Genomic DNA, 12,641 nt, shown 5'->3' on the forward strand with positions numbered 1-12,641 from the left:
CCCTCAGGTTCGGTCCTCCTCCGGACCGGAGACCAGCCCGCGCAGGGTGGCCAGATGATGATCGTCGTGCTCGGCGATCCAGAGCAGCATGTCCATGGGACGCATGGGGCGGTCCTTGCAGGGGTGCGAGGCCACATGCAGCAGTGAGGCCTGCGAGAGACGCTCCACACGGCGCAGGAAGGCCTTGCGCTTCAGGTGCAGCTCCTCGAGCACATCACCCAGGCTGCGTCCCCGCTGCCCGGTCAGGGCCCGGTCCTGGTCGGACAGGTCGATCACGCACAGGCGCGGCCGGCGCAGCTCGAAATCGGTCACGCGCTCCTCGAACCGGTCCTGCAGCGTGATCAGATGGCCCAGGTGCTCCATCACGCTCCACTTGCCGCTGATGCGCAGGCTGAGCGCCTCGGGGCTGCGGTGCTGGAGCAGGGCACGCAACCGATGGGGAGTGCCGCGCACGCGCTCCACAAGCACGGGCAGTTCATCCAATCCGCGGCCGAAAGGCAGCTGGCGCTGGTTCCAGGGAACGGGTCGCATCATCGCAAGGTAGTGACGGCCCTGGAACGGCGCCAGTGGCCCGACAAGGGTGCCCGGCGGGTGGCGGACCTACCTTTGTGACACTCCCCTGACGCGTGCCCTTCCAGCTCGTTTCCGAGTTCATCCCCACGGGTGATCAGCCCGAGGCCATCCGCCAGTTGGTGGCCGGCGCGCGGGAAGGCGTGCCGTTCCAGACCCTGCTGGGCGTCACCGGATCGGGCAAGACCTTCACCGTGGCCAACATGATCGCGGAGCTGGACCGGCCCGCGCTGATCCTGAGCCACAACAAGACGCTGGCCGCCCAGCTCTACGGCGAGTTCAAGCACTTCTTCCCGCACGACCGGGTGGAGTACTTCGTGAGCTACTACGACTACTACCAGCCCGAGGCCTATCTGCCCACGACGAACACCTACATCGAGAAGGACCTCAGCATCAACCAGGAGATCGAGAAGCTGCGGTTGAGCGCCACCAGCGCGCTGCTGAGCGGGAGGCGCAACGTGATCGTGGTGGCCAGCGTGAGCTGCATCTACGGCATCGGCAACCCGGCGGAGTTCCACCGCAGCATGGTGGAGGTGCGCACCGGACAGAAGGTGAGCCGCAACAAGCTGCTGCTTCAGCTGGTGGAAGCGCTGTACAGCCGCAAGGATGCCGAGCCCACGCGCGGCCAGTTCCGCGTGCGGGGCGATGTGGTCGAGGTGTTCCTCGCCTACGCGGACGAGGGCATGCGCATCCACTTCTGGGGCGACGAGATCGAACGGCTGGAACGCTTCGACGTGCAGGGCGGCCGCACCATCGAGGCGGTGGACCGCACCACCATCTATCCGGCGAACATCTTCGTCACCAGCCGAGACACCATGAACGCGGCCCTGCAGGCCATCCAGGAGGACTGCGGGCGGCAGGTGGAGTTCTTCAAGAGCATCGGCAAGCACCTGGAGGCCAAGCGGCTGGAGGAGCGCACGTTGTACGACCTGGAGATGATGCGTGAGCTGGGGTATTGCTCGGGCATCGAGAACTACAGCCGCTATTTCGATCATCGGCAGCCCGGGCAGCGGCCCTTCTGCCTGCTGGATTACTTCCCGAAGGACTTCCTGATGGTGATCGACGAGAGCCACGCCACCATCGGGCAGGTGCAGGCCATGTACGGCGGCGACCGCAGCCGCAAGAAGAACCTGGTGGAATACGGGTTCCGCCTGCCCAGCGCGATGGACAACCGGCCGCTCACCTTCGCGGAGTTCGAGGGCATGCTGGGCCAGACCGTCTTCGTGAGCGCCACCCCGGCGGACTACGAGCTGCAGCGCTGCGAAGGCGTGGTGGTGGAGCAGGTGGTGCGCCCCACAGGCCTGCTGGACCCGCCCATCGAGGTGCGGCCCAGCCGGGACCAGATCGACGACCTGCTGCACGAGGTGCGGCTGCGCGAGCAGCGCAGCGAACGCGTCCTGGTGACGACGCTCACCAAGCGCATGGCCGAGGAGCTCAGCACCTTCCTCGGCCGGAACGGCGTCAAGTGCAAGTACATCCACAGCGAGGTGGAGACCCTGGAACGCATCGAGATCCTGCGGCAGCTGCGACTGGGCCTGTTCGATGTGCTGGTGGGCGTGAACCTGCTGCGCGAAGGCCTTGACCTGCCGGAGGTGAGCCTGGTGGCCGTGATCGATGCCGACAAGGAGGGCTTCCTGCGCAGCGACCGCAGCCTGACCCAGACGGCCGGGCGGGCGGCGCGGAACGTCAACGGCCGCGTCATCTTCTACGCCGACACGGTGACCGAGAGCATGCAGCGCACCATCGACGAGACGGAGCGGCGCCGCGCCAAGCAGATGGCCTACAACGCCGAGCACGGCATCACCCCGCAGCAGATCAGGCGCGACCGGCAGGATGTGATCCGGCAGACCGGTGTGCTGGAGGCGAGCGAGCGCGTACCGCCGCAGGCCTATGTGGAGCCCGAGGCCCTGAGCCTGGCCGCCGACCCCGTGGTGGCCTACATGACCGCCGACCAGCTCGCCGAGAACTGCCGCATCCTGGAGCAGGAGATGCGCAAGGCGGCCAAGCAGATGGACTTCATCAATGCCGCGCAGCTGCGCGACGAGCTCTTCGCCATGCGCAAGCTGCTGGAGGAGCGGCAGCAGGCCTCCAACGAAGCCTGAGATCGGGCGTCGGGCGGAGCACCCGTGATGCTACTTTGCGCGTCCTGTTGCGCACACACCATGAAACACCTTCTACCCGGAACCTTCGCCTCCCTCGCCTTTCTGACCGCCGCACCCCTGCTCGCCCAGTTGGAGTTCGGCGGACGCCCCTACGGTCTTGACCGCTCGGTGCATGGCCTCCCCGAGCCCCCGGTGGCCGTGATGCCCGTGGTGGACCCCGCACCGCTCCTCGCCGAGGATGAGGCCCGGCTGGCCAATGGGAACAAAGGCCCGTACCGCTACGGCGTGGTCCATGCCACCGACCTGGGGTTGGACAACAGCGGGAGTTGGACCGTGCTCTCCAACGGGGACAGGGTCTGGCAGCTTGGCATCGAATGCCCGGCCGCCTTCAGCATCGACATGGTGTTCACGACCTACGTGGTCCCTGAAGGTGCGCGCGTGTACGTGCACACGCCCAATGGCGAGCACCTCGGTGCGTTCACCGCGGCCAGCAACGGGGGCTTCACGCAGATGGGTGTGGCACCCATGACCGGCGACCGCATCACCATCGAGTATGTGGAACCGGCCTCCGTGGCCGGTCAGGGCGACCTGCGCATCGGCGAAGTGATCCACGCCTATCGCGACATCATGGGCACCACCAAGGGGCTCAACGACAGCGGCGCCTGCAACAACAACGTGATCTGCCCGGAAGGCGATCCATGGAGGGACCAGATCCGTTCGGTGGCGTTGATCAGCGGTGGCGGAGGGCTCTGCACCGGTCAGTTGATGAACAACTGCGCCCAGGATGAGACCCCTTATTTCCTCACAGCCAATCACTGCGTGCAGGGAGGGATCAATCCGGCCACGGCGATCTACCGGTTCCGTTGGGAAAGCCCCACCTGCACCCCCACCCAGAACGCACCCACGAACAAGACCATCAGCGGGGCGCAACAGCTGGCGACCAATGCCGGATCGGACATGGCCTTCCTTCAGTTGAACAGTTCCCCTCAGGACAGCTGGGAGGTCTTCTACACGGGTTGGAACAAGGGGACCACGGCGGCGACGAGCGTCACTGCCATCCATCATCCTTCGGGCGACATCAAGAAGATCTCCTTCGAAGAGCAGCCTGTGACCAGTGGATCCTACGGCGGTGCACAGTGCTGGAAGGTGGCCGCCTGGGATGATGGCACCACCGAGGGCGGATCCTCCGGAAGCGGCCTGTGGGACCAGAACGGCCTGCTCGTGGGCCAGCTCTACGGCGGTCAGGCGAACTGTAATTTCAACTTCAACGACTATTACGGCAAGTTCAACGTGAGCTTCCCCTTCCTGGAGCAATGGCTGGGCGATTGCGGCACCACCCTGCCCGGACTTGATCCCGCCACGGTGAGCGTTGCGGAGCTCGATGAGGCCGCCGCCATCGGTCTGGCCCCCAACCCCACCACCGGCACCGTGCTGGTGACGCTTCCCGCCTTGGGTGATGGCACGGCCGTGCTGCGCCTCACCGACGCCCTGGGCCGCGTGGTGGCCGAGCGGAACGTGGCGCGTGGCACCGAGCGGCTCACCCTCGACCTTGGAGGCCAAGCGGACGGCCTCTACCTCGTTGACCTGCGGCAGAACGACCGGCGTGTGGTGCAGCGCCTGCTGCTGGAACGCTGAACCGCATCTCCGGATCCCATGGGAAGGCGACCCGCACGGTCGCCTTCCGCTTTCCAGGCCGCCCGTACCTTGCGGCAACGCTCGCCCCCTCGCGCGCGTCCTACCACCGACCCTTTCGTCATGCACCGGACCACGATCCTGATCGGCCTGTTGGCCGCTCCGCTCCTCTCCCTGGCGCAGCCCGCGTTCGGCGGGCGCCCGTTCGGACTTTCCGCACCGAAGTATGGCCTGCCCGCACCGGTGCTGCTGACCCTGCCCGAGGTGGATGTGGCGGCGCGCATGGCCGAGGACGACCTGCATGCCCAGCAAGGACGGCCGGGACCAGCGCGGTTCGGTGTCGTGCACCCCACCGCCTTCGACCTGGAGCACCACGGCAGCTGGCACAATGGGCCCGATGGGCTTCGCATCTGGCAGCTGGCGCTGCATTGTCCGGGTGCCATGGCGGTGGGCGTCACCTTCACCGACTTCCGCATCCCGGAGGGCGGTCGGGTGTTCGTGTACGATCCGCAGGGCCCCTACCGCGGCGGCTTCACGGCAGCGAGCGCACCGGGGCAGCTGAGCATGGGTACCGTGCCCCTCGCGGGCCACACGGTGGTGGTGGAAGTGCAGGAACCCGCCTCGGCAACCGGCCTCACGAGGCTCACCATCGGCGAGGTGGTGCATGCCTACCGCGATCCCTTCGGGGGCGCGAAGGGTTTCGGTGACAGCGGATCGTGCAACATCAACGTGATCTGCCCGGACGGCGATCCGTGGCGCGACCAGATCCGCAGTGTGGCACTGATCATGGCCGGTGGTGGCACCTGCACCGGTCAGTTGCTGAACAACTGCGCCGAGGACGGCACGCCCTACTTCCTCACCGCCAACCACTGCGTGAGCGGCAGCACGGCCAACTGGGTCTTCGTGTTCAACTGGGACAGCCCCACCTGCACCCCCACCAACAACGCCCCGGACAACGAGACGGTGGCGGGCAGCACCCTGCTGGTGAACGACCCGGGCACCGATGTGGCGCTGCTGGAGCTGAGCGCGGCACCGCCGGACACCTTCAACGTGTTCTACTCGGGCTGGGACCACAGCGGCGCGTTTCCCGACAGCCTGATCGGGATCCACCATCCCCGCGGCGACATCAAGAAGATCAGCCGCGACCTGGACCCGCCCCTGCAGGGCACCTTCGGAAGCCCGCCCGCCCAGTGCTGGCACATCCAGACCTGGGACCACGGCACCACCGAGCCCGGCTCCAGCGGCAGCGGGGTGTGGGACCAGAACAAGCGGCTGGTGGGTCAGCTCTTCGGCGGCCAGGCCGACTGCAGCAATAGCGTGAACGACTATTACGGCCGCTTCGACCTGAGCTGGCCGCTGCTGGAGCAATACCTGGGCACCTGCGGACCGACGCTGGACGGCTGGGACCCGAACGGGCTCGTCCCCACCACGAACGACGCAGCGGTGACCGCCATCTTCGACCTGCCCGAGCAGCTCTGCGGCATCGACAGCATCACGCCGTACGTGACCCTGAAGAACAATGGCACGGCAGTGCTCACGGGCGCGACCCTGCTGGTGACCGTGGATGCCGGAGCGCCCGTGCCGCAACCCTGGAGCGGCGGCCTTCAGCCCGGGCAGACGATGAACGTGCCCCTCGGCACGCTGTACGTCGGTAACGGCACGCATACGCTGACGGTGGCCAGCAGCCTGCCCAACGGCCTCACCGATGGAAACCCGGCCAACGACGCCTCCAGCAAGGAATTCCTGGTGGCCTTCCCCGCGCAGGACGTATCGATCATCCTGACGCTCGACGCCTGGGGCAGCGAGACCACCTGGGAGCTGTCCACCGACCAGGGCACGATCCTCGACGAGGGCGGCCCCTACCTGAACGGCGCACCCGGCCAGGAGGTGGACCTCTCCTATTGCCTCGGCGATGGCTGCTACATCTTCACCCTCGAGGATGTGGCGGGTGATGGCATCTGCTGCGACTACGGCGACGGCGGACTGGTAGTGCTCGACGGCGACAGTGTGCTGCTGGCGGAGAGCGATGGCCAGTTCACCGATCTGGAGGAGGTCACCTTCTGCATCACGGGCACGGGCATCGCCTCGCACGACGACGCGGCGGCCTTCACCCTGTGGCCCAATCCGGCGAACGACCAGCTCACGGTGGAATGCTCCTGGGCCGAGCGGATCATCGTGTACGACCTGACCGGCCGCCCCATGCTCGGCGTGGGCCTGCGGACCGGCAGCACGCGCCACGCGGTGGACATCACCACACTGGCCGCCGGAGGCTACGTGGTGGAATGCATGGGCGAAGGCCTCCGGCGCGCCCTGCCCCTGTTGATCCAGCGCTGAGCCTTAGTAGCGCCAAGCGTAGTACACGAGTTTCAGGTACTCGTTGGCGAGCATCACCAGCCCGTCCTCGTAGCGCCACCATTCCTCTTCGCGGAACTGGACGGCCGGTGCACCATGCAGCAGCACGGTGATGCCGCCGGCCCGCGGATGGCGGGCGAACACCCGGTGGATGCGTCGTAGGTGGAACTTCGAGGACAGCACCATGATCGTATCGTGCCCGGCACGATGCGCGTGGACCAGGATGGCGTCCGCCTCCTCCATGGTGCTGGTGCCGTAGTGGATGGCGGATCCCCTCCCCACCGGCAGTCCCGCGCGTTCCGCAGCCTGGAGCGACACATCGGCCTCCGGCAGCGGGATCCCCATCGACTCCAGGACGGTGGGGATGTTGGAACCGGTGAACCAGGCGTGGTCGCACCACCCGGCCTGCATCACGCGGGCGGCCTCACGGCCGCGGTCCAGCGAGGCGCCCCCCAGCACGTAGAGGGCATCGGCGTGGCGGAGGGCATCCTCGCGGATGAGGAAGGCACCCGAAGCGCGCAGCACCGGCACCCGGAACAGCCACAGTCCTCCGGCGATGCCGAGCAGGACCAGCAGGAGGACGGGCGCACGACCGGAAAGCAAGCGAACGGACATGCGCCGTGACGGTCAATAGGCGCCGCTGCGCCGCCGAAGCGCCCACTCCAGCGTGAGCAGCGCGAGGAAGAGCAGGAAGGGCCAGCGGAGCGCGATCAGGTCCGTGGTGCTGGCGTAGGCGTGGCTCCGTGGCGCCAGCCGTTGATCGGCGAGCAAGGCGTCGCGCAGTGGGCCCAGGCCGCCGGGCCGCACCATGAGCCCCCCGGTGCCGGCCGCCAGGTCGGCCAGCAGGGCATGGTCCGCCACGGTGCGCGCCGATTCCACCTGCACGGGCCGCACCATGAACTCGCCGGTGGCCGTGAACGGGGTGCCGTCGTAGGTGGTGCGGGCCGTGTACGTGTAGCGGCCCGGGGCGGCGCCGTTGATCACCAGCCGATGACCACGACCGCTGCGGCTGAAGGCGTAGGGCCGTTCCAAGCCCTCTTCGTCCTTCAGCACGAGCTCCACTTCGGCATCGCCGACCAGTTCGAAGGCCGCGTCGTACAGCTCGGCCTGCAGCTCCACCGGCTCCTGATCGTCGAACACGTCGGCATGCTGCACGCGGAACCGATCGGCGGAGGAGCGGTTGGCCATCAGCTGGGCCAGCTTGCGGAAGAAGCCGTCGAACCGGTCGGTGCCGCCGTTCTGCTGCTGATCGGCCAGTCGCCAGCGCCAGAGGCCTTCGCCCACGATCACCGCTGCGCGTGGTCCGGTCTGCGAACGCTGCACAAGCAGGAGCGGCTGATCGGTGTTCACCATTCCGATGCGTTGCCGGAAGCAGGTGACCGCACCGGGACCGGCCTGGTATTGGGCGAAGGGCACCTGCAGGGGCGGAAAACGCTCGAAGGCCTGCGCCGTCGCCGGGTCCACCTGGAACAGGGCGAACGACGGCTCGAACAGGGGCCGGGCATCGGTGAGGGCGGTGCGCTGGGCGCCCTCCAGCCGCAGACCGACCCCAAGGGCGTTGACCGCTTCGGCATCGACCTCGGTGCCGAGGATGAGCAGCAGCGGCACATTGCGCTCGCGGCATCGCGCGATCAGCGACCGGCCGTCCTGCCGCACGTTCGGGATGCGGTGCAGCACCACCAGATCGAAGGCCGCGACGTCCGCCGGCACCTTGTCCATCGTGGCCGTGGTCACCGTGTACGCTTCGGAGCCGGAGAGGGCGCGGGACAGGGCGCCCAGGTCGGGGTGCGGCGCATCGGCCAGCAGCAGGATGCGCTGCCGGTCATCGAGCACCTGCACCACCACCTCCGCGGAGTTGTTGCGGTCCGAGTGTTCGCCTTCCACCGGGCGCAGCACCACGGTGAAGCGCTGCATGCCGGTGGCGGTGGCCTTCACCAGCAGGGGCACCTGCTGGACGTACGGATCGGCGGTCACCACCACCTCGCGTTCCGCGATCACCTGTCCCCCCTGTTCCACCGCCAGGCGGGTGCGGCGCCCCTGCAGATGATGGGCCTCGATGCGCACCACCAGCGGGAACTCGTTGCCCAGGTAGGCCACCCGGTTGGCCTCCACGGCCCGCACCAGAAGGTCGGGCCGCACGGTGGTGTCACCCAGCGCGATGGTGTGCACGGGCACGCCCAGGCGGGCGGCCTCGTGACGGGGATCGCGGCCGCGGTTGACGATGCCGTCACCGTCCAGGATCACCGCGCCGAGGTCGGGACCGGCGAAGCGGTCGTGCACTTCGCGGAGCAGGGCGGCCATGTCCGTGCGGTTGGCCTGCTGGCGGTGCTCGATGCCCTCCACCACCTCGCGTCCGTAGGTGAAGGTGCGCACGTCGAAGCGGTCACCGAGCGCCGCTGCCAGGGCATCCAGTTCGGTGGCGTAGGCGCCGCGCAGGGCCGCGGTGTCACCGGCGAGCAGCAGGGAGGAGCTGCCGTCGTGCGCCAGCACCACCACGGGCTTGCGCACCTCGCGCACCCAGGCCCGCACCAGGGGACCCAGCAACAGGAAGGCCAGCAGGGCCACCACGGTCGCCCGGGTCACCGCCAGGGTCCACCGCAGAGCGGGGCCCCAGCCGTGGGTGTGCGCGCCCCCCCGATAGAGCAGCCAGGCATAGGCGATGCCCAGCAGGATGCAGACCGGGATGAGCCAGGGGCTGTGGGTAAGGGTCAGGTCCACGGGGTGCAAAGGTCAGGGTTCCACGGCCGCGCACGAAGGGTGCGCCTCCCGATGTGTCCCACGGGATCCGGTAGCAAGGCGATCCGGGCGGTGGCGGACGAACAGCGGCTCAGGTGAGCATGCCCCCGCACACGTGCAGGGTCTGGCCGGTGACGTAAGTGCTGAGGTCGCTGGCGAAGTAGACGCAGGCATTGGCCACGTCGGTCGGGGTGCCGCCGCGCTTCAGGGGGATCCCTTCGCGCCATTGCTCCACCACCTTGGGATCCAGCGCGCCGGTCATCTCCGTCTCGATGAAGCCCGGGGCGATGGCGTTGCTGCGGATGTTGCGGCTGCCCAGTTCCAGCGCCACGCTCTTGGTGAAGCCGATGATGCCGGCCTTGCTGGCGGCGTAGTTGGCCTGTCCGGCATTGCCCTTCACCCCCACCACGCTGCTCATGTTGATGATGCTGCCGCTGCGCTGCTTGAGCATGGTGCGCATCACCGCCTTGGTCATGTTGAACACGCTCTTGAGGTTGGTGTCCATCACCGCGTCCCAGTCGGCCTCGCTCATGCGCATCAGCAGCTGGTCCTTGGTGATGCCGGCGTTGTTCACGAGCACGTCGAGGCGCTCCCAGGCGGTGGTCACCTGATCCACGGCGGCCTGGGCCGCATCGAACTGCGCGGCATCGCTCTGGATGGCGAGCACCCGGCGCCCGGTGCGGGAGGCGAGCTCGGCGGCGAGGGCATTGGCCTTGTCCGGGCTGCTCACGAAGGTGAAGGCCACGTCGGCGCCTTCCTCGAGGAAGCGTTCCACGATGCCGCGGCCGATGCCGCGTGAGCCGCCGGTGATGAGGGCGACCTTGCCGTCCAACAGTCCCATGGGTGTTCGGGCCGGATCCCGGTGGAGCCGGCGGTGGCTAAGGTAGCCGCGCAGGCGATCGGCCGCACACCGGGGCCGGAGGAGCACGGACCATGCGGGCGGCTCACGAAGATCCGGGAGGAGGTCCGTGCGGTAACGCGAAGGGTCGTATTTTCACGGCACAAAGCCAGAACCGATGCGCAGATCCCTACACCTGAACATGGCCGGAGGCGTGATCGCCCTGTCCGCCCTGCTCTTCCTCACCCCGCTGCTTCGTGCCCAGGAAGTGGGCCGCGCCCTCCCCGCCGCCACCGCCCAGGTGAACGGGACGGCGAACGCCGCCCAGCGCTCCGCCCTGCTGTCGACGGCCCGCGCGGGCGAAGCCAGCATCCGCATGAACACCACGCGCTGGGCGAACCGGGTGAGCCGGATCTCACCGCGCAACCCGCAGCTCCCCGAGGTGGAGGCCATCAAGCAGGCCAAGTGGCCCGCCAAGGTGGCCAGCTTCCGTGGCGAGGCCGGCGAACCCGTGCAGCCCAAGGCCGTGACCCCGGCGATCGGGGTCAACATGGAGGGCAACTGGAGCCAGGTGAGCACCCCGCCGGACAACACGATGGCCATCTCCAACGGCGGGCAGATCGTGACCTGCAACAACGACGGCATCGAGCTCTACAACGCGAGCGGCCAGTTCCTGGCCTCCACGTTCTGGCCCGATTTCTTCAACGACCCGCAGCTCAACGCCAACATCTACGACCCCAAGGTGATCTACGATCCGCAGGCGGACCGGTTCTTCCTGACGGTGCTGCATGGTACCACCTCCAGCAACAGCCTGCTGCTGCTGTGCTTCAGCAAGACGAACAACCCGCAGGACGGCTGGTGGATCTACTACCTGCCGGGCAGCCCGCTGGGCAACGGCACCTGGTTCGACTACCCGAGCATCGGCGTGAGCAACAACGAGGTGTACGTGTCGGGCAACCTGTTCACCGACGGCAACAACCAGTTCCAGCAGGCCATCCTGTTCCAGATCACCAAGAGCGGCGGATACAACGGCACGGCGAACCTGGACTGGATCTACTGGTACAACCTGAGCAACCAGCCCTTCGCCGCCTTCACGGTGGTGCCGGTGAGCGGCGGTCAGGCCAACTACGGCCCCGGCATCCTGCTGCTGAGCGGCAACAGCCCCGGGGCGAACAGCCTGCGGTTGTGGGACCTCACCGATGACCTCACGGGCAACCCGTCGCTGAACGTGTACGATGTGTCCACCCAGCCGTACGCCCCGGCGGCCCCGGCGCAGATGCCCGGCAGCCCCGACCCGCTGAGCAATGGCGATTGCCGCATGCTGAGCACCTTCTTCATGAACGGATTGGTGCATTACACCTTCTGCACGGACATCGGTGGGGGCTGGAACGGCCTGCGTTACGGGCGCATCAACATCAGCACCCTGAACGACCAGCGTACGAACCTGGGGCAGCAGGGCACGGCGGACCTGTGCTATCCGGCGCTCGCCTCCTACTCCACCAGCAACAACGACCCGAGCGTGATGATCGCGTTCACGCGCAGTTCCGCGCAGGTGTTCCCCGAGGCGCGGGTGGTGAACGTGGACGCCAACCTGCAATGGTCCAACAGCACCCTGGTGAAGGAGGGTGAGACCTACGTGAACTTCCTGCAGCAGGGCGATGAGCGCTGGGGCGATTACACGGGCATGGCCCGGCGCCACAACGCCAACCCGCCGCGCGTGTGGATGGCGGCCTGTTACGGCTCCAACATCCAGGGCGGCTTGCAGAACACCTGGAAGACCTGGGTGGCCGAGGTCGGCGATGTCGGTTCATCGGTCGTTCCGGAGCAGGCCCCGGCCATGGCGGTTTCGGTGGCGCCCAACCCCACGGTGGACCTCTTCCGGCTCAGCTTCCACATCGATGCGTTCGCCATCTACACCATCGAGGTGCTGGACCTCAACGGCCGCGTGGTGAAGACGCTCTACCAGGACGGCCTCACCGCGGGCGAGCACCAGCTCAGCTTCAACCGCAACGCCTTGAGCGCCGGCCAGTACGTCATCGCCATCCGCAACGGAGCCCAACCCATCGCCCATGAGCCCCTCGTCATCCATTAGTGTGGTGCTCGCCGCGCTGTTCATGGCGTGCTGTGGGCAGAAGGGCGCCGCCGACGGCAGCGCCGCTCCGGCATCGGGCGGTCCGCAGAAGGTGGTGGTGAAGGACGGGGAGCGGACCGAGGCGCCCCGCCCCGGCAGCAACGACCCCGCCGCGCTCGACAGCATCAAGCAGGAGAAAGCGAAGGAGAAGAACAAGCCCTGATCGCCCCTCCCACGGAAGCAGAAAGCCCCGCTCGATGAGCGGGGCTTTTTGCTTGCACCATGCATCACATCCCTCGCGACCCTGAACGGGTCGTAGACATCCAGCATCGAGGAGCTG

At 67.6% G+C, this 12,641-nt stretch carries 9 protein-coding genes; 5 read left to right on the forward strand and 4 right to left on the reverse strand.

Annotated features, from left to right (window positions below):
- Positions 1 to 3: 3 nt before the first annotated feature.
- Positions 4 to 531, reverse strand: a complete 528-nt coding sequence (locus tag IPM49_04075; GenBank protein ID MBK9273702.1) for a DinB family protein — start codon at positions 529 to 531, stop codon at positions 4 to 6.
- Positions 532 to 626: 95 nt separating this feature from the next.
- On the opposite strand from IPM49_04075, the gene uvrB reads away from it, so the two are divergent.
- The 3 genes from uvrB to IPM49_04090 all read left to right on the forward strand — a co-directional run bounded on the left by uvrB (position 627) and on the right by IPM49_04090 (position 6,638).
- The gene (uvrB, locus tag IPM49_04080; protein ID MBK9273703.1) at positions 627 to 2,672 is read left to right on the forward strand and encodes an excinuclease ABC subunit UvrB; all 2,046 of its coding nucleotides are present in this window, start codon (positions 627 to 629) and stop codon (positions 2,670 to 2,672) included.
- 60 nt (positions 2,673 to 2,732) lie between these two features.
- Positions 2,733 to 4,307, forward strand: coding sequence for a trypsin-like peptidase domain-containing protein (locus tag IPM49_04085; protein MBK9273704.1), 1,575 nt, complete (start codon positions 2,733 to 2,735; stop codon positions 4,305 to 4,307).
- Positions 4,308 to 4,427: 120 nt separating this feature from the next.
- Positions 4,428 to 6,638, forward strand: a complete 2,211-nt coding sequence (locus IPM49_04090) for a trypsin-like peptidase domain-containing protein (protein ID MBK9273705.1) — start codon at positions 4,428 to 4,430, stop codon at positions 6,636 to 6,638.
- Positions 6,639 to 6,641: 3 nt separating this feature from the next.
- Here the strand turns inward: IPM49_04090 and IPM49_04095 are convergent, their stop codons facing one another.
- The 3 genes from IPM49_04095 to fabG all read right to left on the reverse strand — a co-directional run bounded on the left by IPM49_04095 (position 6,642) and on the right by fabG (position 10,233).
- Positions 6,642 to 7,271, reverse strand: coding sequence for a YdcF family protein (locus IPM49_04095; GenBank protein ID MBK9273706.1), 630 nt, complete (start codon positions 7,269 to 7,271; stop codon positions 6,642 to 6,644).
- Positions 7,272 to 7,283: 12 nt separating this feature from the next.
- The gene (locus tag IPM49_04100) at positions 7,284 to 9,374 is read right to left on the reverse strand and encodes a hypothetical protein (GenBank protein ID MBK9273707.1); all 2,091 of its coding nucleotides are present in this window, start codon (positions 9,372 to 9,374) and stop codon (positions 7,284 to 7,286) included.
- Between the two features lie 109 nt (positions 9,375 to 9,483).
- Complete coding sequence (gene fabG / locus IPM49_04105; GenBank protein MBK9273708.1) at positions 9,484 to 10,233, reverse strand: 3-oxoacyl-[acyl-carrier-protein] reductase; 750 nt, start codon at positions 10,231 to 10,233, stop codon at positions 9,484 to 9,486.
- A gap of 175 nt (positions 10,234 to 10,408) precedes the next feature.
- Here fabG and IPM49_04110 point away from each other — a divergent pair, with 175 nt between their 5' ends.
- Positions 10,409 to 12,322 (forward strand): T9SS type A sorting domain-containing protein, encoded by a 1,914-nt coding sequence (locus IPM49_04110; protein ID MBK9273709.1) that lies wholly within the window; start codon positions 10,409 to 10,411, stop codon positions 12,320 to 12,322.
- On the forward strand, positions 12,300 to 12,524 hold the full coding sequence (locus tag IPM49_04115) for a hypothetical protein (protein ID MBK9273710.1): 225 nt from the start codon (positions 12,300 to 12,302) through the stop codon (positions 12,522 to 12,524). The genes IPM49_04110 and IPM49_04115 overlap by 23 nt, the downstream gene beginning before the upstream one ends.
- The last annotated feature ends 117 nt before the right edge of the window (positions 12,525 to 12,641 follow it).

It is taken from the genome of Flavobacteriales bacterium (assembly GCA_016715895.1).
Lineage (GTDB): Bacteria > Bacteroidota > Bacteroidia > Flavobacteriales_F > PHOS-HE28 > PHOS-HE28.